General features: G+C 61.1%; 20 protein-coding genes. 14 read left to right on the top strand and 6 right to left on the bottom strand.

Going from position 1 to position 24,980, the window contains the following annotated elements; genetic code table 11:
- The first annotated feature begins 9 nt into the window (after positions 1–9).
- From nuoN to Q0899_RS00965, 5 genes are all read left to right on the top strand, one after another.
- Positions 10–1,446, top strand: a complete 1,437-nt coding sequence (gene nuoN / locus Q0899_RS00945) for an NADH-quinone oxidoreductase subunit NuoN (protein ID WP_298292624.1) — start codon at positions 10–12, stop codon at positions 1,444–1,446.
- The gene (locus Q0899_RS00950; RefSeq protein WP_298359018.1) at positions 1,436–2,179 is read left to right on the top strand and encodes a biotin--[acetyl-CoA-carboxylase] ligase; all 744 of its coding nucleotides are present in this window, start codon (positions 1,436–1,438) and stop codon (positions 2,177–2,179) included. Before nuoN ends, Q0899_RS00950 begins: the two co-directional genes overlap by 11 nt.
- Before the next feature lie 352 nt (positions 2,180–2,531).
- On the top strand, positions 2,532–3,305 hold the full coding sequence (locus Q0899_RS00955) for a type III pantothenate kinase (RefSeq protein WP_298292621.1): 774 nt from the start codon (positions 2,532–2,534) through the stop codon (positions 3,303–3,305).
- The gene (locus tag Q0899_RS00960) at positions 3,305–4,969 is read left to right on the top strand and encodes a ribonuclease J (protein ID WP_299190800.1); all 1,665 of its coding nucleotides are present in this window, start codon (positions 3,305–3,307) and stop codon (positions 4,967–4,969) included. The genes Q0899_RS00955 and Q0899_RS00960 overlap by 1 nt, the downstream gene beginning before the upstream one ends.
- 175 nt (positions 4,970–5,144) lie before the next feature.
- The gene (locus Q0899_RS00965) at positions 5,145–6,416 is read left to right on the top strand and encodes an NAD(P)/FAD-dependent oxidoreductase (protein ID WP_299190802.1); all 1,272 of its coding nucleotides are present in this window, start codon (positions 5,145–5,147) and stop codon (positions 6,414–6,416) included.
- A gap of 44 nt (positions 6,417–6,460) precedes the next feature.
- Here the strand turns inward: Q0899_RS00965 and Q0899_RS00970 are convergent, their stop codons facing one another.
- The 5 genes from Q0899_RS00970 to Q0899_RS00990 form a co-directional block, all read right to left on the bottom strand.
- Positions 6,461–6,964, bottom strand: coding sequence for an SRPBCC family protein (locus Q0899_RS00970; protein ID WP_299190805.1), 504 nt, complete (start codon positions 6,962–6,964; stop codon positions 6,461–6,463).
- 82 nt (positions 6,965–7,046) lie between these two features.
- Positions 7,047–8,516, bottom strand: a complete 1,470-nt coding sequence (locus Q0899_RS00975; RefSeq protein ID WP_299190808.1) for a DEAD/DEAH box helicase — start codon at positions 8,514–8,516, stop codon at positions 7,047–7,049.
- A 162-nt stretch (positions 8,517–8,678) separates the two neighbouring features.
- The gene (locus Q0899_RS00980) at positions 8,679–9,419 is read right to left on the bottom strand and encodes a lipo-like protein (RefSeq protein WP_299190810.1); all 741 of its coding nucleotides are present in this window, start codon (positions 9,417–9,419) and stop codon (positions 8,679–8,681) included.
- A gap of 65 nt (positions 9,420–9,484) precedes the next feature.
- A complete protein-coding gene (locus tag Q0899_RS00985) occupies positions 9,485–11,092 on the bottom strand; it encodes a peptide chain release factor 3 (RefSeq protein ID WP_298292608.1) in 1,608 nt (535 codons plus the stop codon).
- Between the two features lie 80 nt (positions 11,093–11,172).
- Positions 11,173–12,195, bottom strand: a complete 1,023-nt coding sequence (locus tag Q0899_RS00990; protein WP_298292606.1) for a Hint domain-containing protein — start codon at positions 12,193–12,195, stop codon at positions 11,173–11,175.
- 313 nt (positions 12,196–12,508) lie between these two features.
- Here Q0899_RS00990 and Q0899_RS00995 point away from each other — a divergent pair, with 313 nt between their 5' ends.
- From Q0899_RS00995 to Q0899_RS01005, 3 genes are all read left to right on the top strand, one after another.
- Positions 12,509–13,288 carry an SDR family oxidoreductase gene (locus tag Q0899_RS00995; protein WP_299190813.1) on the top strand — a complete coding sequence of 260 codons (780 nt, stop codon included), beginning with the start codon at positions 12,509–12,511 and terminating at the stop codon, positions 13,286–13,288.
- A gap of 104 nt (positions 13,289–13,392) precedes the next feature.
- Positions 13,393–14,757: a sodium:proline symporter gene (locus Q0899_RS01000; RefSeq protein ID WP_299190815.1), complete on the top strand. Its 1,365-nt coding sequence runs from the start codon at positions 13,393–13,395 to the stop codon at positions 14,755–14,757.
- A gap of 118 nt (positions 14,758–14,875) precedes the next feature.
- A complete protein-coding gene (locus Q0899_RS01005; RefSeq protein WP_298292600.1) occupies positions 14,876–15,913 on the top strand; it encodes an ABC transporter ATP-binding protein in 1,038 nt (345 codons plus the stop codon).
- 53 nt (positions 15,914–15,966) lie between these two features.
- Here the strand turns inward: Q0899_RS01005 and Q0899_RS01010 are convergent, their stop codons facing one another.
- Positions 15,967–17,127 (bottom strand): cytochrome P450, encoded by a 1,161-nt coding sequence (locus Q0899_RS01010; RefSeq protein WP_299190817.1) that lies wholly within the window; start codon positions 17,125–17,127, stop codon positions 15,967–15,969.
- A 79-nt stretch (positions 17,128–17,206) separates the two neighbouring features.
- Between Q0899_RS01010 and Q0899_RS01015 the strand changes: the two genes are divergently transcribed.
- From Q0899_RS01015 to Q0899_RS01040, 6 genes are all read left to right on the top strand, one after another.
- Entirely contained in the window at positions 17,207–18,952 is a 1,746-nt protein-coding gene (locus tag Q0899_RS01015) for an ATP-binding protein (protein ID WP_298292596.1), read from the top strand.
- On the top strand, positions 18,949–20,172 hold the full coding sequence (locus Q0899_RS01020; protein ID WP_299190819.1) for a sigma-54 dependent transcriptional regulator: 1,224 nt from the start codon (positions 18,949–18,951) through the stop codon (positions 20,170–20,172). Before Q0899_RS01015 ends, Q0899_RS01020 begins: the two co-directional genes overlap by 4 nt.
- 90 nt (positions 20,173–20,262) lie before the next feature.
- Entirely contained in the window at positions 20,263–21,618 is a 1,356-nt protein-coding gene (locus Q0899_RS01025) for an acyltransferase (protein WP_299190821.1), read from the top strand.
- Between the two features lie 208 nt (positions 21,619–21,826).
- Positions 21,827–22,828, top strand: coding sequence for a DctP family TRAP transporter solute-binding subunit (locus Q0899_RS01030; protein ID WP_298292589.1), 1,002 nt, complete (start codon positions 21,827–21,829; stop codon positions 22,826–22,828).
- 83 nt (positions 22,829–22,911) lie between these two features.
- Complete coding sequence (locus tag Q0899_RS01035; protein ID WP_299190824.1) at positions 22,912–23,562, top strand: TRAP transporter small permease; 651 nt, start codon at positions 22,912–22,914, stop codon at positions 23,560–23,562.
- Positions 23,563–23,565: 3 nt separating this feature from the next.
- Positions 23,566–24,942, top strand: a complete 1,377-nt coding sequence (locus Q0899_RS01040) for a TRAP transporter large permease (protein WP_299190826.1) — start codon at positions 23,566–23,568, stop codon at positions 24,940–24,942.
- The last annotated feature ends 38 nt before the right edge of the window (positions 24,943–24,980 follow it).

Here is a 24,980-nt window from a genome sequence, read left to right on the forward strand (position 1 = left end):
GACTGATCCATGATCCAAGCTGATCTCAACGCTGTTCTGCCCGAGGTGATCCTCGCGGTTTATGCCATGGCAGCCCTTCTGGCGGGTGTCTACACCGGCAAGGACAAGACCGCGCCGCTGATCCTGTGGGTCACGGCGGGCCTGTTCGTGGTGCTGGCGGGTGTTATCGGATTTGGCGGCGGCGGGGTGCAGGAGGCATTCGGCGGCGCGTTCATCGACGACGCGTTCTCGCGCTTTGCCAAGGTGGTGATCTTGCTGTCGGCGGCAGCTATTCTGGTGCTCAGCCAAGACTTCATGGCGCGCCACGACCTGCTGCGGTTCGAATATCCATTGCTGGTGGCCTTGTCCGTCGTAGGCATGATGATGATGGTCTCCGCCGGGGACCTGATGGCTTTGTATATGGGGCTGGAGTTGCAATCGCTGTCGCTTTACGTGGTCGCCGCGTTGCGCCGCGATAGCGTGAAATCGACCGAGGCCGGTTTGAAGTATTTTGTGCTGGGGGCGCTGTCTTCGGGCATGCTGCTTTACGGCGCGTCGCTGGTTTACGGCTATGCGGGCACCACCTTGTTCAGCGGGATCACCGCAGCTGCTGAGGGCGGCGTTGGTCTTGGGTTGCTGTTCGGGCTGGTCTTTGTGGTCGCCGGTATGGCGTTCAAAGTGTCCGCCGCGCCGTTCCACATGTGGACGCCGGATGTGTATGAGGGCTCGCCCACCCCGATCACCGCGTTCTTTGCGACGGCCCCGAAAGTGGCCGCCATGGGGCTGTTCGCCCGCGTTGTTCACGACGCCTTTGGCGCGGCGGTGTCTGACTGGGCGCAGATCGTGGCGTTCCTGTCGGTCGTGTCGATGTTTTTGGGCGCGGTCGCGGCTATCGGGCAGCGCGACATCAAGCGGCTGATGGCGTATTCGTCTATCGCGCATATGGGGTTCGCCCTGATGGGCTTGGCCGCTGGCACCGCCGAAGGCGTGCAGGCGATGCTGGTCTATATGGCGATCTACGTGGTGATGAACATCGGCACGTTTGCCTTCATCCTGTCGATGGAAAAAGACGGCCACGCTGTCACCGATATTGACGCGCTGCAGAACTATTCCAAGCACCACCCGGGGCGTGCCCTGGCGATGTTGGTGTTGATGTTCAGCCTAGCGGGCATCCCGCCTATGCTGGGCTTCTTCGGCAAATACTACGTGCTGCAGGCAGCTGTGGATGGCGGGCTGGCATGGCTGGCGGTTGCGGGCGTGATCGCGTCTGTCATCGGCGCGTTCTACTACCTGCGCATCATCTACTACATGTATTTCGGCGAGGAGCGCGACGCATTGGACGGCTCCATGCCAATGGTGGGCTGGGCATTGCTGATGGGCTGCGCCGCGATCATGGTGCTGGGGGTTGTGAACCTCTTTGGCATCGAGGCACCGGCGCTTGCCGCCGCGCAAGCGCTTGTCAACTAAATGGCCTGAAGGCTACGGCCTGATCCTGCTGGATCAAACGGACAGCACCATGTCGGAGGCGCATCGGCGCGCCTCTGACATTTCTGGCCCTACATGGATCATGGCAAAGCACCAGACCGCGGCGCATGGGCGGCGCGGCAGGGCTTGGGCCAGCCCGTCGGGCAATTTCGCAGCGACCTTGGTCTTGCGGCCCGCTGAGACGCCGGATGTCGTGGCCCTGCGCTCGTTCGTGACGGCATTGGCGCTGTTTGACGCCTTCGTTGCCTTGACCGGCCGCGCAGAGGCTTTTGCATTGAAATGGCCCAATGACGTGTTGATGCATGGTGGTAAGCTGGCAGGCATTTTGCTGGAAAGCGCAGGCTCCGGCGCGCGGGTGGATATGTTGTCGATTGGTATTGGCGTGAACCTGGTGGCGGCCCCGGCAGCGGCAGAGGTCGAGCCTGGCGCGGTTGCGCCGGTCAGCCTGGGCGGCGACGTGTCTCAGGAGGACTTTCTAGGCGAATTGGCCGCGCATTACGCCATATGGGAGACGCGGTTTGTGACCTACGGCTTTGCCCCCATTCGTGAGGCGTGGTTGGCACGGGCGGCCAGGCTGGGCGAGGTGGTCACGGCGCGTACCATGCAAGAAAGCTTTGTCGGCACGTTTGAAGACGTGGACGCGCAGGGCAACCTGGTTTTGGCCACGGCCAAAGGCCGCTTGGCGATCCCAGCGGCTGATGTGTTCTTCTCCTGAGGGGAAGGTGGGTTGGAAACCCACCCTGCAGGTGTCGAATAGGCGGGCCCGCCCTTTGGTGTAGGCGCGACATGCGAAGCGGGGCTTTTGCCCCCGCAGCCATTCTTTAGTCATCGATGACGGCATTTCCCCCGGGGCGTTAAGCCGAAGGCGCGATGTCACTTTTGTCGTTGGATATCCGGGGACGGGTTTTATGGGCCTTGCGTTGATAAGATGTAACCGCACCGCACGGTGGGTTGCGGGTATGGCAACGGGTGGGAATTGAGTATTTTTGCCAAAACGAAGCCTGTTTTGACCACAGGGGCCGGGCGGTGTAGAGGTTCGCTAGAGTTTTGAGGGAAGGGCCGCGTGCATGCTGCTGGCGATTGACTGCGGGAACACAAATACCGTGTTCTCAATCTGGGACGGCGAAACCTTCATCGCCCATTGGCGCACCGCGACCGAGTGGCAGCGCACGGCGGACCAGTATTATGTGTGGCTGTCCTCGCTCATGCATTTCCAGAAGATCGAGGCCGATATTGACGAGGTGATCGTGTCTTCCACGGTGCCTCGGGTGGTGTTCAACTTGCGGGTGTTTGCGGATCGCTATTTCGGATGTCGCCCTCTGGTTGTTGGCAAAGAGGGCTGCGACTTGCCTGTGGATGTGCGCGTGGACGCCGGCACCGCCGTGGGTCCGGACCGATTGGTCAACACCGTGGCGGGGTATGACCTGCATGGCGGCGATCTGGTGATCGTTGATTTTGGCACGGCCACGACCTTTGATGTGGTGGACAGCGACGGCGCCTATATCGGCGGCGTGATTGCGCCCGGCGTGAACCTGTCGCTGGAGGCGCTGCATCAGGCGGCGGCCGCCTTGCCCAATGTGGATGTGCGCAAGCCCGAACAGGTGATTGGCACCAACACCATCGCCTGCATGGAATCGGGCGTCTTTTGGGGCTATGTCGGCCTGATCAACGGCATTACGCAGCGTATCATGGAAGAACGCGGGCGGAAGCTGAAGATAATCGGGACCGGGGGGCTTGCGCCTTTGTTCCAGCAGGGTCATGCCCTGTTTGACGTATTCGAGGACGAGCTGACCATCCATGGATTGGTGGTCATCAATGCCTTCAACAGAAAGAACGGTTAATGGCAGCGGATAGGCTGATCTACCTGCCCCTCGGCGGGGCGGGCGAAGTTGGTATGAACATGTATGTCTACGGCTATGGCCGCCCCGGCAAGGAGCGGTACATTCTCGTGGATATGGGCGTGACCTTCCCCGACATGGACGGCACGCCGGGGGTGGATCTGATCTTCCCCGATGTGGAGTGGATTGCGGAGCGCGTCGACCGTTTGGATGCGATATTCATCACCCATGCGCATGAAGATCATATCGGCGCGTTGGGTCATCTGTATCCGCGTCTGACCGCGGCGGTCTACGCCCGCAAGTTCACCGCCCATATCGGGCGGCTGAAGATGGAGGAGCACGGGTTTGACGGCTCCGAGATCACGACCGTGGGCGCGATGCCGGAGATGGTGGAGGCGGGGCCGTTTAAGGTGGGGTTCATGCCGATCTCGCATTCCATTCCGGAAAGCTCCGCTTTGATCATCGACACGCCTGAGGGGCGGGTGGTGCATACCGGTGATTTCAAGATCGACGAGACGCCGGGCCTTGGTGAGCCGTTTGATATCAAGGCTTGGGGGTCTTTGGGGCCGGTGAAGGCGTTGGTGTGCGATTCCACCAACGTGTTCTCTCCTGACCCGGGCCGGTCGGAAGCGACAGTCGGCCCTGAGATCGAGCGCGTGGTGCGCGAGGCCTCGGGCATGGTTGTGGCCACGACCTTTGCGTCCAACATTGCCCGCGTGAAGACGCTGGCGGATGCGGGCGTGGCGGCGGGGCGCTCGGTCGTGCTGCTGGGGCGTGCGATGAAGAAGATGATCGGGGCGGGGGTTGAGACCGGGCTGATCAAGGACTTCCCGGCGACGATCACGCCCGAAGAAGCGCGCGATATTCCGCGCGACCATTTGATGCTGCTGGCGACCGGATCGCAGGGGGAGCGGCGCGCGGCGTCGGCGCAGCTGGCGCGGGGCAAGTATCTGGGGATTGAGCTGAAGGGCGGGGACACGTTCATCTTCTCGTCAAAGACCATTCCGGGCAATGAGGTGTCTGTGGGCCGGATCACCAATGGGCTGTCCGAGAAGGATGTCGACGTGATCGACGACAAGATGGCGGCTATTCACGTCTCGGGCCATGCGAACCGGCCAGACCTGCAGCGGATGCATGAGCTGACGAAGCCCCAGATTTTGGTGCCGATGCATGGCGAGCACCGGATGCTGCGCGAGCATGCGAAGCTGGGCGAGGCTGGCGGCATTGCGTCCGTGATTGCGCCCAATGGGACGATGGTGTCGCTGTCGGGGAACCGGCCTGAGGTGGTCGAGTTTGTCGAGACAGGGCGGCTCTACTTGGATGGCTCTATTCAGGTTGGGGCGCTGGACGGAGTGGTCCGGGATCGTATCCGGATGGCTTTGAATGGTCAGGTCGTGATTGGCATTCTCATTGATGAAGAAGACGAGCCATTGACCGATGCCTGGGCGGAGATGCGGGGGCTGCCTGAGGTGGGGCAATCCCGGGTGTCTGTGCAGGACATTTTGGAAGAGGAAGTGGGCCAGTTTTTGGGGCGCGCCGATAGCAAAACCGTGGCGGATGACGGGAAACTGGAGGAGCAGGTGAAGCGGATTGTGCGCAACACATGTTCCAAGGAGATCGGGAAGAAGCCTGAGGTGGTGGTGCTGATTTCGAGGCTGACGGCCTGATCTGCGGCGCGTGCGTCGAAATTGGTAAGGTGTTGTAACCAAAAGACTTCCTTTGTGCCGTCGGCCGCAAATAAATCCGGAAATTTGCCCCTTAGGGGATGAATTCTGCGGTGCAGCGTTTATGTAAAGGTGGGTCAGCAAGGCCCGTAACATTTGCATAAATGGAGGGCGCGTTATGCCTCATCCGCTAAAGCATGTTGTGATCGTGGGCGCTGGTTTCGGGGGCCTGTCTGCCGCCAAGGCTCTGGCGAAATCGCCTGTTCAGATCACACTGATTGACCAACAAAACCACCACCTGTTTCAGCCACTTCTGTACCAAGTCGCGACGGCCTCGCTGACCCCTGCGGAGATCGCGACCCCGATCCGGCATGTACTGCGCAAGCAGGGCAATGTGCGGGTGGTGATGGACCGCGTGGAGGGTGTGGACCGAGCCGCCAAGGAGGTGCTGTGCGAGAGCGGCGAGCGGGTTGGGTATGACGCGCTGATCCTCGCCACCGGCGCGCAGCACAGCTATTTTGGCAATGACGCTTGGGCGGAGCACGCGCCGGGGTTGAAGACCTTGCAGGACGCGCTTGCGCTGCGCGAGCAGGTGCTGAGCGCCTTTGAGAAGGCGGAATTGCTGGCGGACAGCGACCCGGAAGCGGCCAAGGCCTATCAGAGCTTTGTCGTGATCGGGGCGGGACCGACCGGGGTTGAGATGGCGGGGGCGATTGGCGAATTGGCGGCGTCGGTGATGCGGGATTTCCGGCGGATTGACCCGGCGGACAACCGTGTGATTTTGGTCGAGGGCGGCCCGCGTGTTCTGCCGTCCTTTGCCGAGAAACTGTCGGCGCGGGCGGCCTCTGATCTGAGTGAACTGGGCGTTGAGGTGCGGGTGGAGACCATGGTCACGGGCGTCTCGGACACTCAGGTCGAGACCAATCAGGGTGTGATCGACGCGCGGACCTGTATTTGGGCGGCGGGTGTGCAGGCCTCGCCTGCGGCAGACTGGCTTGGGATTGAGACGGGCCGCTCTGGGCATGTTGAGGTGGATAAAACCTTGCGGCCTGAAGGATTTGACGACGTCTACGTGATTGGCGACACGGCGCGGTTTGCACCGCAGGGTGATGCGCTGCCGGGGATTGCGCCGGTGGCCAAGCAGATGGGGATTTATGTAGGCAAGCGTCTGGACGCAGAAGCGCGGGGAAAGGGCTTTGATAAGCCCTTCCGCTACGCGGATGCCGGCGCGCTTGCGACCATTGGGCGGAACCGCGCTGTGGCCGATATCTTTGGGCTGAAAGTGACGGGGTTCATTGGCTGGCTCTTATGGGGTGCCGCGCATGTGTATTTCTTGATTGGGTTCAAGAACCGGCTGTTTGTGGTGCTGCAATGGCTGTGGGCCTATGTCACCTGGCAGCGTGGCGTGCGGCTGATCATGCATCGGGATCAGGATGGAAACGTGACCTAATTGAGTGGGCTGCGCCCGACGCATGTTTCTTTATCCGCCCCCCATCAACTGGCGGTGTCTTGTTCCATGCGGGCGGCCCAGCCTTGACCGAGTGTGAACAAGACGGACTTGAACTTTGGCACCGCAACAAGGCGGATCATGAGTTTGGAGAACCATGACCCTTTTGGGGTGATGTGGATTTCGATTTCAAACCCGGCACCATCGTCGAGATCTACGATGCGCCATTCGCCGTGGATTGCCGCGAAAGGGTAGGGGTAATCGGGGGCGTCTGTGTGGACGCGAAAGCCGAAGGATTGGCCTTCGACGAAGTGGTCGCAGGTCTCGCCCCAGCTTTCGCCTTTTGGACCTGCGCAGCGGCGTTGCATGCAGAGCCCCTCGCCGGAGAGCACTTCGACTTTTGACAGATTGTCGGCCACATCCGCGTAACCCGGGTGGTCGGTCATGACCTGCCAGATCGTGGGTTTGGGCGCGTTCACCGGTTGGGTGAGGATCGCCACCAATTTGTCGTGATGACGAGCGACGGTGACGGTTGCTTGGGTGGTGGACATGAAAAAGGCCTTCTCTGCGCGTGGTGTTCAGCGCGGAAAAGGCCTTAGATTTTTGTACGTCTCAATTACCCGATGGGTAGGTTTAATCTGTGCGGCGTTCTTCAAAGCTTTGTGCGATGAAGTCGGGCATGTGATCGCCAAGACCTACGACCTTTGGGCCACGATCTTCGTTGCGGCCGCGTCCACGACCGCCACGTGTGCGCTTTTCTTCGCGGGGTTTGTCGTCCCGCTTTTCCTCGCGTTTTGGTGCTGGCTTGGCGTCTTGCTCGGTTTCAGGCGCGGCGTCCTTTGTTTCGGCAGGGGCCTCTTCTTTGGCCTCTTTCGACTTGGAACGCGAGCGCGAGCGGGATTTGGTTGGCTTGTCTTCCTTGGTCTCAGCCTTTTCGGGCTTGGCCTCGGACGGTTTCACCAGCCCGGTATCGCCACGCGGGATCGTGGATTCGATCAGGCTTTCGATGGCGGCCAGCAGCTTGTCGTCCTTGGGCGTCGAGATCATCATTGCAGAGCCGGAGCGGCCCGCGCGGCCGGTGCGGCCGATGCGGTGCACATAGTCCTCCGCGTGGCTGGGCACATCGAAGTTGAACACGTGGCTTACATTGGGAATGTCGAGCCCGCGCGCCGCGACGTCGGAGGCCACGAGGAACCGGATTTCGCCGTTGCGGAAGCCTTCCAGCGTGCGTGTGCGGTAGGATTGGTCCAGATCGCCGTGGATCGGCTCGGCGTCATGTTTGTACTTTTTCAACGACTTGGCGACGATATCCACATCAACCTTGCGGTTGCAGAAGATGATGCCGTTGGTGACCTTTTCGCCTTCGAGGTCAATGAGTTGACGCAGGAAGTCGCGTTTCTTTTTGGAGGTGTCGCGGCCAGCGGAGGGCAGCTCATAGACCGCTTGGGTGATGGTTTCCGATGTGGTGGCCTGACGCGCAACCTCGATCCGCTCGGGGTTGGAGAGGAACGTGTTGGTGATCCGCTCAATCTCCGGCGCCATGGTGGCGGAGAAGAACAGGGTTTGGCGGGTGAAGGGCGTCATCTGGAAGATGCGTTCGATGTCGGGGATGAAGCCCATATCCAACATACGGTCGGCCTCGTCCACCACCATGACTTTGACGTCCGACAGGATCAGCTTGCCGCGTTCGAAATGGTCCAGCAACCGGCCGGGGGTGGCAATCAGCACGTCAACGCCACGGTCGATGAGGGCGTCTTGCTCCTTGAAGGAGACGCCGCCGATCAGCAGAGCTTTGGTCAACTTGGTGTATTTTGCATAAAGGTCGAAGTTTTCGGCGACCTGCGCAGCGAGTTCGCGGGTCGGGGCCAGAACCAGACTGCGCGGCATACGCGCGCGGGCGCGGCCCCGGTTCAAAAGCGTGATCATCGGCAGCGTGAAGCTGGCGGTTTTGCCGGTGCCGGTCTGCGCAATGCCGAGCACGTCGCGGCCCTCCAGGGCGGGCGGGATAGCGCCGGCCTGGATGGGGGTGGGCGTTTCATAGCCCACATCGGCAATGGCTTTCAGCACTTTGGTGTGCAGCTTCAGGTCAGTAAATTTAGTCATAGATTTCCAAATGGTTGCAGTGAGTTTCTGCAGTGATTTGGGACGCAGGTTCCAACGCGTCCCTGCGTCGCCCCAAGGACGTTTTCCTCAGGTAGGCTGCATGTAGTGCAGTTGAGGGGCGCGGTCAACAAAACTGGGGGAATGAGGGGCTAAATCGGCGGATTAGCCACTGTTTGGCGACGATAGGTGGTCCCAAGTCAGATTGTGGTGATCAAAGCCGCGTTCGATGGTGGGCTTGACCACCTTGAAATAGGGCGACAGGTCAAAATCGCGGGGGGTGAACAACGAATGGTGGCGAATGTGCAGAATCTCGTCGGCCTGATCTTTGTCGGTGCCCGCTTCCACCGTGGGCAGGATCGGGTAGGCCACCTTTTGAAACGCCTCGGCGATCAGCGAGGAACAGATCGCACGGGTCGGATCGCCTGAGCCCAGCGCCAACATGCGGCGGCGGAACCGGCGTGGGACAGGGGGCTGCGGCAGCAGGTAGCGGGCCAGATCTACGATGTTTTTCAGGTCATAGATCCGACCAAGGCTTTGTTTCATATGAGAGATGACGCCGTCGAGGTCTTCAGGGGTGAGCCCCACCGGGCGGCAGATGCGGGTGTTGAAATGGTCGTATTTCGTCAGCGGCACGTGAATGACGCCGTGCTGCAGGTCGGCCTCGATCAGGGAGCCGCTCTCATGTTCGCCCACGAAGAGCGCGGCATGGGACCAGGTGGAATTGGTCAGGTATTTGATCGCCTTGGAGGCGCGGGAATTGCCTTCGACCAGCAGCACGTCGCCGGGTTGCAGCGTGGCGCAGAGCATACCCTGATTGGTAACCGAGAACGGCATGTAGTCGCCCGACGGGCGTTCCAGATAGGCCGCGATGCCGCGCCCGATGCGGGATGAGATGCTGTCCATGACCGCAAAGCTAGCGGAACGCGGATGTAACTGTTTTCAAATGGGGGTGAGGGCGAAGTGAGGGGCTACACCATCATTTCTTTCGTGGACGACAGCTTCACGTCCGGATAATCGCGTTCCACCCGGTCGATGTCCCATTGCATGCGGGTCAGGAACACCACGTCGCCGTCATTGTCGTGGCTGATATGCTGCTGGTTGGCCGCGATGAACTTGTCGACGGCGGCCTTGTCGCCGTTCACCCAGCGCGCGGAGGTGAATTGGGATGCCTCAAAGCGGACGGGCAGGCCGTATTCCAGCTCGATCCGTGACGCCAGCACCTCGAATTGCAGCGCGCCGACGACGCCGACGATAAAGCCGGACCCGAACGCGGGTTTGAAGACCTTGGCCGCGCCTTCCTCGGCAAATTGCATCAGCGCCTTCTCAAGGTGCTTGGCCTTCATCGGGTCGCCCGCGCGGCATGATTGCAAAAGCTCGGGCGCGAAGGAGGGGATGCCCGCGACGCGCAGCATCTCGCCCTCAGTCAGCGTGTCGCCGATGCGCAGCTGGCCATGGTTGGGGATGCCCATGATGTCGCCGGCCCAGGCTTCCTCGGCCAGTTCGCGGTCGGAGGCGAGGAACAGCACAGGGTTGGAGATCGCCATGGGTTTCTTTTCACGCACATGGGTCAGCTTCATGCCGCGTTTGAAATGGCCCGAGGCGAGGCGCACGAAGGCCACGCGGTCGCGGTGCTTGGGATCCATATTGGCCTGCACCTTGAAGACGAAGCCCGCGACCTTTTTCTCGTCCGGGTCAATGTGGCGCGGCTGGGCCTTTTGTGGCTGCGGCTGGGGGCCATAGTCGGCGATGCCTTGCATCAGCTCCTGCACGCCGAAGCTGTTGATCGCAGAGCCGAACCAGATCGGCGTCATGGTGCCGTCCAGCAGCGCCTGGTGGTCTAGTTCCGGCAATAGCTCCTTGGCCATCTCGATTTCTTCGAGGAATTTTTCCAACAACGCGGCTGGCACATGTTCGGCGAGCTTGGGGTCATCAAGCCCTTTGATTTCAATGCTTTCCGCGACCTTGTTGCGATCCGCGCGGTCCATCAGTTCCAGCCGGTCGCGCAGCAGGTCGTAACAGCCCAGAAAGTCGCGGCCCACGCCGATGGGCCAGGAGGCTGGCGTGACGTCAATCGCAAGGTTTTCCTGGATTTCGTCAATAATCTCGAACGTATCGCGGCTTTCGCGGTCCATTTTGTTGCAGAAGGTCAAGATGGGAAGGTCGCGCAAGCGGCACACTTCGAACAGTTTTTGCGTCTGGCTCTCCACACCCTTGGCCCCGTCGATGACCATAACGGCGGCATCGACGGCGGTCAGCGTGCGGTAGGTGTCTTCCGAAAAGTCCGAGTGGCCGGGCGTGTCCACCAGGTTGAAGCGGTAAGTGTCATAGTCAAACGACATGGCGGAGGCGGAAACAGAAATGCCGCGATCTTTTTCCATCTGCATGAAGTCGGACCGTGTGCGCCGCGCCTCGCCCTTGGCGCGCACTTGCCCCGCCATCTGAATTGCGCCGCCATAGAGCAGGAACTTCTCCGTCAGGGTCGTCTTGCCCGCATCCGGGTGCGAGATGATGGCAAAGGTCCGGCGCCGCGCAATTTCAGGCGGCAGGACGGGCTGGTTTGAGGCGCGATCTAACATGGGCTGGGATATAGAGGCCGCCACGGGGCAGCGCAATCACGGGCTTCGTTTTGGTGAAAATACTCAAATCCTGACGGTGGTCAGAACCGCCCCGTCTGCTTCAGCAGGTTGGTCGCGTCGCGGCTATCAAGCGGCACGCGGCTGAATTTGGGCTCACTGGCCTTCAAGTCAGGGAACAAGGCCAGCACCTCATCGGCAACGTCCTCCGGCAAGCCAGACAGGATTTGCTGCGACATGTGCAGGCTTTCGGTCGGCACGCCTTCGGCATAGAGGATCTGGTGCTGGTCGAAGACCAGCTGGGTGTATTCCACAAAGCCACCTTTGCGAATGAAGATCGTGTCGTCATTCACCAGATCAGCGGCCTGGATCAGCACATCGCGAGACCCGACCATCACCTCGGCCCGCCAATCGGAGATCAGCATGCGGTGGGTTTGGCTAACCGTGATGCTTTCGGCGTTGCCCAGCACCCCTTCGGTGATCACGACGGGGGCAAATTCGCCCACACCTTGCACCGTGCGTTTGCCAATCCAGCGGATCGGCTGCATCCCATGGTCGCGGGTCAGCACGCGGTCGCCAACTTGCAAATCTTCGACCGCACGTTGCGAGCCGTCAGACATGGTGATGCGGGTGCCACGCCCAAAGGACATGCCGGTCAGGTCGGCGAGGGGGATATCACGGGGGTGCTCCTCCGCCTCGATCAATGTGTAATCGGTTCCGGGCTCAATGGGCCCAAGCGGATAGAAATAGAAGCGCGCAACCGGCGCGTCGCAGGCGATAACAAGCGCGTCAACGGAAGCGCCAATCTGTGTCATGAAGGTCAGTCTTGCGGCGATGCGGGCGGTGGTGCCTTTGACCTCAATGCCGGAATTGGCAGTGACGCTGAACAAAGGCTGCTCGCCCAGAACCGGCGCGGCCTTGTCTTGTAGATCAAGCGTGATGACCTTGGCGGTGCGTTTCAACGCGTAGACATCCCCAAGACACAGGCTGTCCATGTCGCCGACCGGATCGCCGTGGTTTACCCCATTTGTCACCCGGAATTGCGCAGCTTCAAACACGGAAAATGCGTGATTGGCGCGGAATTCGGTTGGCGAAAGGTGGTTCATGGACGGCAGCTCACTCAATTCAAAGCGGAAGCAAGCCATGTGCCTTGCACGAGATCGCATTCCCCAAAACGCAGTCCCAGACGCATCGTTTCCCGCCGCGGATGATTTGTATTTGGTGGGTTCGACGCCAAAACGCAACTTTTTAGGAAGATTTTACGCAAATGTGAGCCGTATCGGTGCGCCAGCGGAAACAAACCACCGATCCTGCCCCTGATTGCGTATCAATGTGCAGTTATGGCCGCCCCGCAGCCTCCACATTGTGCAGAGTCTCGCGAATCGTTACTCAGGCAGAAGCACAAATCAGGAGAGAGCCATGGATCTGGGTATCAAAGGAAGGCGCGCACTCGTCGCCGCATCGAGCAAAGGCCTGGGCCTGGGCTGCGCGGAGGCCCTGGCAGAGGCGGGGGTTGATCTGGTCATGAACGGCCGCACCGAGGCCTCTTTGATCGATGCTGCAGACAGCATTCGGTCGCGCTTCAACGTCGAGATCACCACTGTCGCCGCCGACATCACCACCGAGGCAGGGCGCGCTGAGGTGCTGGCCGCGGCTGGTCAGATCGACATTCTGGTGAGCAACGCGGGCGGGCCGCCCCCGGGGTTGTGGTCGGATTGGGACCGCGAAGATTTCATCGCAGCTTTGGACGCTAACATGCTGACGCCAATTGCTTTAATGAAAGCTCTGCTTCCAGCTATGATGGATCGCGGCTGGGGCCGTGTGGTCAACATCACCTCGCAATCAGTCAAAGCGCCGATCCCGGCTTTGGGGCTGTCAAACGCGGCCCGCACCGGTTTGACCGGCTATGTCGCCGGCACCGCGCGGCAGGTGGCGCCTTCGGGCGTGACCATCAACAACCTGATGCCCGGCATCCATGCTACGGATCGTGCGACCTCCCTTGATACGGGCGTCAGCGAGGCGCAGGGTATTTCGATGGATGAGGCGCGCGCGCAGCGGGAGGCCACGATCCCCGCCCGCCGCTACGGTACGCGGCAAGAATTCGGCGCGGCCTGCGCCTTCCTGTGCTCGCAACATGCGGGTTTCATTGTGGGGCAGAACATCCTGCTTGATGGCGGGGCAACCAACGCCACCATTTAGTGGCGGCTCGGTCACAATCGCGTGGGGCGGGTCTTCGCGGTCGCGCGACGGAAACGTTTCGGGTAACTGGCTCTAACGCCACCTGAAAACCGGACCCAGCCCACATGACCAGCCTCGCGATCGCCGGCCTTTTTGCCGCAGTCATTCTTGCCTCGTTCCTTGTGGCCCCGCGCCGGGTGGGGGTCGACGGCTTCTTCGGCGGCCAGATCGCGGGCAAAGCGCCGGGGCTGGCGGTTTTGGTGCTGAGCCAGGTGACCACCTGGATCTTCGCGCGATCGCTGATGAATTCGGCCATTTTGGGCTACTATTACGGCTTCCCCGGCACGCTGGCCTACGCGGCCTACTATCTGTCCTTCCTCACCGGCGGCTACATTGTGGGCCAGCTGCGGATGCGCGACGCGGGCTCGGTGCAGGACTGGCTGGGGGCGCAATTTGGGCAGGCGGGAACGCGCAGCTACAACGTGGTCATAGCGCTGCGCTTGTTGTCAGAGGTCTTTGCCAACCTTTTGGTGGTCGGGCTGATTTTTTCGGCCGTGATGCCGGATGTGGCGGGCGCGGGCACCACGGCGATTGTGGTCGTGGCAGTGCTGGGCATGGCCTATTCCGCTTGGGGCGGGCTGTCAGCCGCCTTGCGCACTGATGTGGTGCAGATGGTTGTTTTCCTTGCGATTTTCGGGGTGGCCTTTGCCTACCTGCTGGTCAGCCCTGGGTTTTCGTTGGGCGCGGTTCTGGCCTCTGACGGGGCCGGCGGAGCGCGACCCGGCTGGGTGCTGTTGGCCGTGGCGCTGTTGCAGGTGTTCTCATACCCGGCACATGATCCGGTGATGATGGATCGCGGCTTTGTAGCGGATCGCGCCACGACGCGCCGTGCCTTCGCGCATGCGTTCTGGCTGTCCACCTTGTGCATCATCGCCTTCGGCTTTTTCGGAATTCAGGCGGCCATTCTGGGCGCGGAGTTTGAGGGGCAGTTACTAGGCACGTGGTCGGCGATGTTCCCGTCTTGGGTGTTCATCTTGCTGATGGTGTCGCTGCTGGTTTCGGCGCTGTCTACGCTGGATTCCGCGCTCAGCTCCGCCGCCCGGCTGATGGTGGAGGAGCTTGGCTGGGCCAAACGCACATTGACTGGCGGGCGAGTTGCGATGTTTGTCTTCATGGCGCTGGGCGGCGCGTTGACCCTGTGGGGCAACGCCACCTTGTTTGATGCGGTCGCGGTCAGCGGCACGGCGTCGATGTTTCTGACGCCGGTGATGGTGGCGGTCTTCGTGCTGGGCCGGCAGGTGGCGTTGTGGTCCTACGTAGTGGCCTATGCAGCCGCGGTTGCGGGCGCGTTTGCCTATTTTGCGCGCGGCTGGGACAGTGTGGCCGCGATCTTGCCCGATGCGCATAAATACGAGCAATTGCTGGCAATTTGTGTGTGCGTCCTGCTGGTTGGCTTTGTCGCCGTGTTGTCGGGCAGTCGCCGCATCTAGGGCGGGGTTGCAGCAATCAGGCATGGCTGGTATCTGAGCCGGGGAATTTCCGATTGTTTTAATCGGGTTAGAGGGCTGCGCACGCGTGACACCAAGGCTGGAACTCAAGGATATCTCCATGACCTATGGGGACACCACCGTGGTGGACGACCTGTCACTCAGCGTGGCTCCGGGGCAGGTGACCTGCCTGCTGGGGCCGTCTGGCTGCGGCAAATCCACCACGTTGCGGATGATCGCAGGCGTTGAGCGGCAGACCAGCGGCGAGCTGTGGGTTGATGGCACGTTGATCTGCGGCGACGACTTTCGGATTTTGCCGGAAGACCGGCCCATCGGGCTGATGTTTCAGGACTTCGCGCTTTTTCCGCATCTGACCGTGGCGCAGAACGTGGCATTCGGGATCAAGGTCAGCAAGGCCGAGGCCCGCGACCGCGTGCAAAAGCTGCTGGCGCGGGTTGGCATGGACGGGTTTGCGGACACCTATCCACACCAGCTGTCGGGCGGCGAGCAGCAGCGGGTGGCGCTTGCGCGCGCGATCGCGCCGCGCCCCAAGATCATGCTGATGGACGAGCCGTTTTCGGGGTTGGACAACCGCCTGCGCGACGGCATCCGCGACGAGACGTTGAGCGTGCTGAAGGAAGAGGGCACCGCCGTTTTGCTGGTGACGCATGAGCCGGATGAAGCGATGCGCATGGCCGACGAGATTGCTTTGATGCGCGACGGCAAGATCGTGCAGCGCGGCGCGCCCTACAATATCTACAACGCCCCGGTGGATAAGGCCGCCGCCGCGTTCTTTAGCGATATCAACGTGATACAAGGCGTTTCTCATGGGGCGTTGACCGAAACACCGTTCGGCCAGTTTCTAACGCCGGGGTTGGGCGACGGGCAAGCAGTCGAAATCATCATCCGCCCGCAGCATTTGCGCATCGACTTCGACCGTCAGGGCAAAGGCCCCAACCCAACGCCACAAGAGGGCGTGCCCGCGAAGGGCACCGTGAAGCGGGCGCGGTTCATGGGGCGTGAAAGCCTGATCGAGTTTGAAATGGCGTTTGACGGCTCGGTGTTGACGGCGACGGTGCCGGCGGTGTTCTTGCCGAAAGAGGGCACGGTGTTGTGGCTGACCATGCGGCGCGACCGGTGCTTCGTTTTTGCCGCCTGAGCCGGTTTGCGCGCGGCGGGATTTAGGTATTTTTGAAACAGTGATGGGAGGCGTTAGCGCGTCACCATCAGGCGGTCCAGCCCATGGAAATGGTAGACATTGGCGTATGTCGCGGGTTTGGTGAGCCCAAGCTTTGGGCAACGGGTGAAGAGGACCGGCATGGCTTGCGCGATTTCCATCCGGGCCAGCGGCGCGCCGACGCAGAAATGGATGCCGCCGCCGAAGCTTGTATGGGGTTTGGCCTTGCGGGCAGGGTCAAAAATGTCGGGGGCCCCGTAGACGTCGGGGTCGCGGTTGGCGGCCCCGAGCAGCAGGCCGACCTGATCGCCTTGTTTGAATGTGTGTCCGAATGCCTCCACATCCTGCATCGCAAACCGGGTGAACATGTGCAGCGGCGGGTCGTGGCGCAGAGCCTCTTCCACGAAAGAGGCATCGGATGTGGGGCGGATGGCATTGCTCAGGCAGGTGTGGATGGCGTTGCCAAGCGTGTGGACGGTTGCCTCGTGGCCTGCGTTCAACAGCAAAATGCAGGTGGTGATCAGCTCTGCCGTAGTGAGCCTTTCGCCGTCCTCCTCGGCGGCGATGAGGCTGGTGATCAGGTCGTCGCGCGGGTCATCGCGGCGTTTTTCGATGTAGCCGGTCAGGAAGGCCTTGAAATCAAGGCTCGCTTGGACCGCGGCGTCCTCATGCGCGCGGGTGCGGGCGGCCTGATACATGCCGACCATGGCGTTGGACCAAGCCAGCAGCTGCGGGGCCATATTTTCGGGCACGCCCAAAAGGCGGGCGATGATGATAACGGGCAGCTTTTGGGCGTAATGTTCCAGTAGGTCGAATGGGCCATCGGGGAAGGCGTCGATCAGATCGTGGCAGAGCTGCGTGATCTCGGGCTCCAGCCCGGCGATGCGCCGCGAGGTGAAGGCGCGCAGCACGAGGCCGCGCAGGCGGGTGTGGCGTGGCGGCTCCAGTTCCAGCATGGAATGCGCCTCGATTTCGTAAAAGGGCGCGAGCCGGTCAGGGTAGCTGAGACCCAGCGGGTTTTCCCGGCCGAAGCGTTTGTCTCGCAACAATGTGGCCACCGTGGCATGGCCTGCGGCTGCAGGCATGTCGTAGTCGTCCCACCAGACCAGCGGGCCCATGGGACGGATGCGGTCATAGAACGGGTAGGGGTTCTGGACAAAGGCGTTATCAGATGGAGATTGCTGAACATGGCGCATAACAGCGCTTTTCCCGAATGGGGCTGGCCTTGGCAAGGCCGGTTTGCCTATGGTGGCCCCCGACTTTGGAGAAACCCAGATGCGCCCACGTCTGATTGCCATTCTTGCTTACCTCGCGGCGGTTGCCGCGATTGGGGTGGCCGTTTGGTGGATAGCGCTTGGCGCGGCGCTGGGGCAGCTCAGCGACAGAGGCAAGGCGGACTTGTCGTTGGCCTCGGACCGGTTGGTGAGCCAGTTGCAGAGCTACCGCGAATTGGCGGTGCTTTTGGCGGACCACCCTTCCTTGGTGCCGCTTGTCACTGGCGGCAGCGGCGATGCACAGGCGGCGCGGGACGTTTTGTTGAAGACGGCGGACCGGACGGGGTCGTTGGAAGTGATGCTGCTCAACGGCGAGGGCGCGGTCGTGGCCCAAAGCCATGGGTTTGAACGCCAAGGTCCGCGCAATCTGGGCGACACGGCGTTTTTCAATCGGGCGGCGCAGGGCGGGCTTGGCTCGCTCCATGCGCAGTTTGGCGCTAAGGGGCAACGGTCCTTCACTTTCGCTGCGCCGGTGTTCGGCATGGACAGGAAAGTGGCGGGGGCCGTTGCGGTCTCAGTCGATCTGGAGACGGTGGAGACGGATTGGCGCGCCTCGCCGCAGGTGGTGTTTTTTACCGACGCCTCTGGCGTGGTGTTCGTGACCAACCGCGCCGAGATGCTGTACCGCACTCGCGAGCCATTGGAGCAGTTGCGGCAGCGCACCAAATTTTCCGGCGAGTACCGCATCGAGGATTTGCGCGAGTTCTTCCCGTTTCGCGAAGAAATTCGCGGCGGGCATGAGCTGTGGGTGCAAAATGACGTGTCGTATTTACCCGAGCGCTCGCTCCATGTGACCCAACCGCTGCCACTGATGAATATGCAAGGCGAGGTGCTGGTAGATAGCCGTGAGGCGGAGCAGCTGGCCTTGTTTCAGGCCTTGGTGGCTGGTGGGTTGGGGCTCATTTTCGGGGCGGTGATCCTGTTTTTTGCCGAACGCAGGCGCGGGATTTTGGCGCGACTTGCCGTGGAGGCGCGGGCCAATGCGCGGCTTGAAGCCAGAGTGGCTGAGCGCACCGCCGCCTTGCAACAAGCGCAACAAGAGCTGGTGCAAGCCGGGAAGCTGAGCGCCTTGGGGCAGATGTCGGCGGGCATTAGCCACGAGCTGAACCAGCCCTTGATGGCGATCCGGTCCTACGCAGAGAACGCGGAGGAGTTTTTGCGGCGCGGCAAAGAAGATGTGGCGGGCGAGAACCTTGTTCGCATCAGTGATCTGGCGCGGCGCATGGGGCGCATCATCAAGAACCTGCGCGCCTTCGCCCGGCAAGAGACGGAACCTTTGGGTCGTGTCGAACTGGTTGGCGTGATTGATCTGGTGTTGGACCTGGCCGAGACCCGCTTGCGCGAAGACAAGGTACGCGTGGCCTGGAACCCGCCACCTGCGCCGGTCTACGTCCATGGCGGCGAAGTGCGGCTGCAGCAGGTTTTGGTGAACCTTGTGGGCAACGCGTTGGATGCGATGGAGAATGGGGCGGATAAACGCTTGGAAATCTCGGTGGAAACCGGCGACACAGTAAGCGTGTCGGTGCGCGACAACGGGCCGGGTTTGAGCGACCCGGAGAAGATATTTGACCCGTTTTATACCACCAAGGAGGTGGGCCACTCGGAAGGTATGGGGCTTGGCCTGTCGATCTCCTACGGCATTGTGCAGAGCTTTGGCGGCGCCATTCGCGGCCGCAACCACAAGGATGGCGGCGCGGTGGTCACAGTTGAATTGACCCCTGCGGAGGCTGTAGAGGCGGCGGCATGACCCAGACCGTATTGCTTGTAGATGACGACGCGCCGGTGCGCGAAGCCCTTGGCCAGACGCTTGAATTGGCAGAACTGACGCCGGTTCTGGCGGGCTCGTTCATCGTGGCCAAAGACCAGATCAGCCGCAAATTTGACGGGGTGATCGTGACCGATATCCGCATGCCGGGGCGAGACGGGTTTCATCTTCTGGACTACACCCGCTCAGTTGACCCCGAATTGCCTGTGATTTTGCTGACGGGCGAGGGCGACATCCCGATGGCAGTGAAAGGCATGTCGGGCGGCGCATTTGACTTTCTGGAAAAGCCCTGCGCGCCGAAGCAGTTTCTTGAGGTCGTCGAACGCGCCTTGGCGGCGCGGCGTAGTGTGCTGGCCTCGCGCAATCACCGCATGTCGGCGGAAGCCGGTGATGCCGCGTCTCGCATGTTGTTCGGGGTGTCCGAGCTGTCAGAGCAGCTGCGCGACCGGGTGAGAGCCGTGGCGAAAACCGGCAGCGAGGTGCTGATCAAAGGCGAGCCGGGGACCGGGACGCCGAAAGTGGCGGAAGTCATCCATTTGCTGTCGGAACGGGCGAAGAACGGGTTCGTGAAGCGGCCCTCGGTCGGACTGACGCCGGAGGCTTTGGCAGAGGCCCTGGAGGCCTCAGCCGAGGGCAGCTTGTTTTTGGACGAGGTGGTGAACCTGCCGGAGGTGACGCAGTTCGCCTTGCTCGACCATCTTGAAGCCGGGCAAGGCGCGCGCATTTTGGCGGCGTCTTACCAGAGCTTGAAGGAGGCCGCGGCTGAGGGGCGTTTCATGGCCGACCTGCGGCTGAAGCTGGGAGCGATGAGCGTGCGCATCCCCGCGCTGCGTGAACGCACCGACGATATTCCGGTGCTGTTTCGCCACTACCTGGCCATAGCCTGCGAGCAGGCGGCATTGCCCGTGCCTGATGTTTCGCCCGACCAGATGGCGCGGCTGATGGCGCACCCATGGGACGGCAATGCGCGGGCGTTGATGAATGCCGCGATGCGCTTTGCCATGGGCATGCCAGCAGTGGAAGAGGGCGAAGCGCTGAGCCTGGCGGAGCGGATGGCCAAGGTTGAACGCTCGCTGATCATAGAGGTGCTGCAAGCCCATGGCGGGCACGCCACTGAAACGGCGAAAGCGCTGCAGCTGCCGCGCAAGACGTTTTACGACAAGTTGTCCCGGCACAACATCCGGCCTGAGGATTACCGTTAGGCTCTAGGTGGATGCGGGCTTTGTTGCTACGTTCCCCGTCAAGCCGCGCCTGAACGCGGCTGCCCGTAAGAGGCAGAGGAGCAGTATTGTATGACAACCCCAACATCCGGCCCGGCACCAGATGTCATGCCGAAAGGCATGATGGCGCGCGCCTATTGGGTCGCCGAAAACACTCCTGAAAAGCGCAACCGCGCGGTGGATTTCTACCGTGCCGTGGCGATCGGCTTTGTTATCTTGGGCCATTGGTTGCTGGTGGCCCCGGTGATGCGGGCGGGCCAGATGGAGGTGACCATCTTGTTGACCGAACAACGCTGGACCCACTACGCCACATGGCTGTTCCAGGTGATGCCGGTTTTCTTCTTTGTGGGCGGATTTGCCAACAGCTTGTCTTGGGCCTCGGCGCGCAAGGACCCCGAAAAGGCCCGGGTTTGGGCGGCGGGACGGCTGGCGCGCTTATTGAAGCCGACGGTGCCGCTGGTGCTGCTTTGGGCGGTTGCGGCCTTTGTGGCCTCCATCATGGGCGTGTCGAACGAGCTGATCGCGGCGACCTCGCAGGCGGCGCTGGTGCCGGTGTGGTTTCTGGCCGTCTACATCATGATCACCGTGGTGGTGCCGCTGACGATGCGGGCTTGGGACGCGATTGGCATCTGGTCGGTGGCTGTGCTGGCGCTGGGCGCGATTGCTGTGGACGCCATTGCCTTTGGGTTCGACCAAGGCTGGCTGCGCTGGGCCAATTACGGGTTTGTCTGGGTTGGCGTGCATCAGTTCGGCTATTGGTGGCGCGGCGCGGAACGCCCGCAGACATGGGCCTTGGCTCTGATCGCGCTGGGTGTCGCGTGGCTGTATGTGCTGATCGTGCAGTTTGGGTTTCCGGTGGCCATGGTCAGCGTGCCCGGCGCAGAGATGTCGAACACCCGTCCGCCAACGACCGCCATGATGGCGATAGGCTGCGTGCAGATCGGGGCGATTATTCTGCTGACCGGGCCAATATCGAAGTGGCTGCGGAACACCAAGCCATGGGCTTGGGTGATCATGCTCAACCAGATGATCATGTCGATCTACCTGTGGCACATCACGGCGATGGTGGCCGTGGTGGGGGTGGCCTACGCGCTGGGTGGCGCGGGGTTGCAGCTGGAGCCCGGCACCGAGGCGTGGTGGGCTTGGCGGCCGGTATGGCTGATCCTGTTTGTGATCGCGCTGATCCCGCTGGTGTTGGTCTTTGTGGGCTTTGAGGCCGGAAGCCGGGGCAAAGGCACGGCCCCACCAGGACCGGCGCAAGCGATTTGCGGCGCATTGGTGACCTGCGGCGGGCTGGTGATGATGGCGATGAGCGGCATCGGCGCGGACAATGCGCTGGGGTTCAACTGGGTCGCGGTGGTGCTGGTTGTCCTTGGCGTTGTGCTGGCGACCCGCGCCATCGGGCAGGTGGCGTCCCGCGCCAAGTAAGCCCCGGCAGGTGTGCGGTATTCCGCCCACTTCATGCTTGGGTGATTGCGTGAACCGGACTTCTTCTGCCTCAGGCGTTTGATTTTATTGAGCATTTGGAAGTGCGGTAAATATTGGTTCTCAAGGGTTGAGCCGCATTTTGAGGGGTGCTCTGATCTTGCCAAGGCAGAATCTGGCCTTTCATTAGACTGCATCTGGGAGGAGCATCATGAAATTTTTGACAACAACCGCAATCGCATTGGGTCTGGCCGTGTCGGCATCGGCCGCATATGCCGCCTGCGACGAAGGCGAAGTGGTGATGAAATTTGCCCACGTCACCAACACCGACAAACACCCTAAAGGCATCGCCGCGACCGAGCTGGCCGCACGCGTCAACGAGGAAATGAACGGCAAAGCCTGCATCGAAGTGTTCCCGAACTCCACGCTGTATGACGACAACAAAGTGCTCGAAGCGATGCTGCAAGGCGACGTTCAGCTGGCCGCGCCTTCGCTGTCCAAGTTCGAGAAGTTCACCAAGCAATTCCGCATCTTTGATCTGCCCTTCATGTTCAAAGACATCGACACCGTAGACGCGTTCCAGAACTCGGAAACCGGTCAGGCGATGAAGGACTCGATGCAGAAACGCGGTCTGCAAGGGCTGGCATTCTGGCATAACGGCATGAAGCAGTTCTCGGCCAATGTGCCGCTGATCTCGCCAACTGACGCTAACGGGCTGAAGTTCCGCGTGCAGCCGTCTGACGTGCTTGTCGCGCAGATGGAAGCGCTGGGTGCGAACCCGCAGAAAATGGCGTTCTCGGAAGTCTACGGCGCGCTGCAGCAGGGCGTTGTGGATGGTCAGGAAAACACCTGGTCCAACATCTTCGGCAAGAAGTTCTTCGAAGTGCAGGACGGCACGACTGAGACCAACCATGGCATCATCGATTACTTGGTTGTTGCCTCGGTCGACTTCATGGACTCGCTGGACGCCGATGTGCGCGACCAGTTCACCACCATCCTGAACGAGGTCACCGCGTCGCGTAACGCCGCCGCATTCCAGGTGAACGAGGAAGCCAAGGCCGCAATCATCGCCGCTGGCGGCGAAGTGCGCCAGCTGACGCCGGAGCAGCGTCAGGCATGGGTTGACGCGATGAAACCTGTCTGGGCTCAGTTCGAAGGCGATGTGGGCGCTGCAAATATCGAGGCCGCTCAAGCGTTGAACTCGGGAAGCTAAGCCGGTCTGAGACGAACACAAACGCGGCCCTGGGCAGATCCTTGGGCCGCGTTTTTTCTACCTAGATCAAACGGGGGGAGATCATGTCCGGCTTTGTCGACAAGATCGAGGAGAACCTGATTGCGCTTCTATTGGCTCTGATGACCATCATATCATTTGCCAATGTGATCGCGCGCTACGGGTTCAATTCAAACATTCTGTGGGCGCTTGAGTTCTCGCTCTATTGCTTTGCTTGGCTGGTGCTGTTGGGGGCGTCTTACGCCGTCAAGAAGAACGCACATCTGGGCGTGGATGTGCTGATCAACCTGTTCTCGGAACCGGTGCGGCGGATTTTTGGCTTGGTCGCCGTTGCCAGCTGCATCGTTTTCTCTTTCCTGCTGCTCAAAGGCGCATGGGATTACTGGTCGATCTTCGCCAACCTGCCACCAACCGAGGGCCGCTGGTTCCCAACGGGCTTCGTCGAAAAGTTCCGCGGGCAGGGGTGGTACGAGACCAACGACATCCCCGTGCCGGGTTTCATGAAATTCATCGAAGATGTGTTCAATGACGGGGACGAGTACGAAAAGATCCCCCGGCTGATCCCATATTTCGTCCTGCCGGTTTCGATGGCGTTGCTCTTGTACCGTTATGTGCAAGCCGCCGTTGCGATCTGGGTGGGTAAGGCGGACCGGCTGATCGTCAGCCATGAGGCAGAAGACGACGTCGAAAACGCGCGTCTGAGCGACGAGGGATAAGCCATGGATGTCATTCTTCTATTTGCGATGGTCATCGGCTTTTTGATGATCGGCGTTCCGATTGCGATCTCGCTTGGCCTGTCCTCTGTTTTGTTCCTGCTGTGGTTCTCGGACTCGTCGCTGGCATCGGTCGCGGGCACGTTGTTCCAGGCGTTCGAGGGGCATTTCACCCTGATGGCGATCCCGTTCTTCATCCTGGCGTCCGCCTTCATGACCACGGGCGGCGTGGCCAAGCGGATCATTCGCTTTTCCATCGCCTGCGTTGGGCATTTGCGCGGCGGTTTGGCGATCGCAGGCGTGTTCGCCTGTATGATGTTTGCGGCTTTGTCCGGCTCGTCGCCGTCCACAGTTGTGGCCATCGGGTCCATCGTGATCGCGGGCATGATGCAGGTGGGCTATACCAAGGAATTCGCAGCAGGCGTCATCGCCAATGCGGGCACTTTGGGCATCCTGATCCCGCCCTCCATCGTCATGGTGGTCTACGCGGCCACGGTCGAAGTGTCAGTGGGGCGGATGTTCCTTGCGGGTGTGGTCCCGGGGCTTATGGCGGGCGGCATGCTGATGCTGGCCATTTGGGCCTATGCAGTGCTGCGCGACCTTCCCAAAGGCGAATGGCGCGGCTGGGGTGAGATATTCGCCTCCATGCGGTCGGCGGCTTGGGGGTTGTTCCTGATTGTCATCATTCTGGGCGGTATCTATGGCGGCATTTTCACACCGACGGAGGCTGCAGCCGTCTCCGCCGTCTATGCGTACCTGATTGCCACCTATGTTTACAAAGATATGGGGCCGCTTTCCACGCCAGAGGGGGAGCCGAACAAGTCCTTCCTCGCGCGGCCTTGGACCGCCGTGACCGCGCTGTTCCATGAGGACACCCGCAACACGCTGTTTGAGGCCGGCAAGCTGACGGTGACGCTGCTGTTTGTGATCGCCAATGCGTTGATCTTGAAGCACGTGCTGACGGATGAGCAGATCCCGCAAAAGATCGCGGGGGCGATGCTGGATGCGGGTCTTGGGCCGGTGATGTTCTTGGTGATGGTCAACGTGATCCTGCTGATCGGCGGGCAATTCATGGAGCCCTCCGGGCTGCTGGTTATCGTCGCACCTTTGGTGTTCCCGATTGCCATCGAGCTGGGGATCGACCCGATCCATCTGGGCATCATCATGGTGGTGAACATGGAAATCGGGATGATCACACCGCCGGTTGGGCTCAACTTGTTTGTGACTTCGGGCGTGGCCAACATGCCGATGATGTCGGTGGTGAAAGCCGCGCTGCCATTCACCGGCGTGCTGTTCATCTTCCTGATCATCGTGACCTACGTACCGTGGATTTCGACGGTGCTTCCCAATTACTTCATGGGGCCGGAAGTCATCATAAAATGAGACCAATAGTGGCTGTTTTTGGGACTAGCCAAAATCTC

This window comes from uncultured Litoreibacter sp. (assembly GCF_947501785.1).
Taxonomy (GTDB): Bacteria; Pseudomonadota; Alphaproteobacteria; order Rhodobacterales; family Rhodobacteraceae; genus Litoreibacter.

Bases quoted from the DNA above. Each gene is read 5' to 3' on its own strand.
- Q0899_RS00965 (WP_299190802.1), top strand. From the start codon at position 5,145: ATGCCTCATCCGCTAAAGCATGTTGTGATCGTGGGCGCTGGTTTCGGG.
- Q0899_RS00990 (WP_298292606.1), bottom strand. From the start codon at position 12,195: ATGAACCACCTTTCGCCAACCGAATTCCGCGCCAATCACGCATTTTCC.
- Q0899_RS01005 (WP_298292600.1), top strand. From the start codon at position 14,876: ATGACCTATGGGGACACCACCGTGGTGGACGACCTGTCACTCAGCGTG.
- Q0899_RS01040 (WP_299190826.1), top strand. From the start codon at position 23,566: ATGGATGTCATTCTTCTATTTGCGATGGTCATCGGCTTTTTGATGATC.
- Q0899_RS01035 (WP_299190824.1), top strand. From the start codon at position 22,912: ATGTCCGGCTTTGTCGACAAGATCGAGGAGAACCTGATTGCGCTTCTA.
- Q0899_RS01010 (WP_299190817.1), bottom strand. From the start codon at position 17,127: ATGCGCCATGTTCAGCAATCTCCATCTGATAACGCCTTTGTCCAGAAC.
- Q0899_RS01000 (WP_299190815.1), top strand. From the start codon at position 13,393: ATGACCAGCCTCGCGATCGCCGGCCTTTTTGCCGCAGTCATTCTTGCC.
- Q0899_RS01030 (WP_298292589.1), top strand. From the start codon at position 21,827: ATGAAATTTTTGACAACAACCGCAATCGCATTGGGTCTGGCCGTGTCG.
- nuoN (WP_298292624.1), top strand. From the start codon at position 10: ATGATCCAAGCTGATCTCAACGCTGTTCTGCCCGAGGTGATCCTCGCG.
- Q0899_RS01025 (WP_299190821.1), top strand. From the start codon at position 20,263: ATGACAACCCCAACATCCGGCCCGGCACCAGATGTCATGCCGAAAGGC.
- Q0899_RS00980 (WP_299190810.1), bottom strand. From the start codon at position 9,419: ATGGACAGCATCTCATCCCGCATCGGGCGCGGCATCGCGGCCTATCTG.
- Q0899_RS00995 (WP_299190813.1), top strand. From the start codon at position 12,509: ATGGATCTGGGTATCAAAGGAAGGCGCGCACTCGTCGCCGCATCGAGC.
- Q0899_RS00970 (WP_299190805.1), bottom strand. From the start codon at position 6,964: ATGTCCACCACCCAAGCAACCGTCACCGTCGCTCGTCATCACGACAAA.
- Q0899_RS00960 (WP_299190800.1), top strand. From the start codon at position 3,305: ATGGCAGCGGATAGGCTGATCTACCTGCCCCTCGGCGGGGCGGGCGAA.
- Q0899_RS00955 (WP_298292621.1), top strand. From the start codon at position 2,532: ATGCTGCTGGCGATTGACTGCGGGAACACAAATACCGTGTTCTCAATC.
- Q0899_RS00985 (WP_298292608.1), bottom strand. From the start codon at position 11,092: ATGTTAGATCGCGCCTCAAACCAGCCCGTCCTGCCGCCTGAAATTGCG.
- Q0899_RS01020 (WP_299190819.1), top strand. From the start codon at position 18,949: ATGACCCAGACCGTATTGCTTGTAGATGACGACGCGCCGGTGCGCGAA.
- Q0899_RS00975 (WP_299190808.1), bottom strand. From the start codon at position 8,516: ATGACTAAATTTACTGACCTGAAGCTGCACACCAAAGTGCTGAAAGCC.
- Q0899_RS01015 (WP_298292596.1), top strand. From the start codon at position 17,207: ATGCGCCCACGTCTGATTGCCATTCTTGCTTACCTCGCGGCGGTTGCC.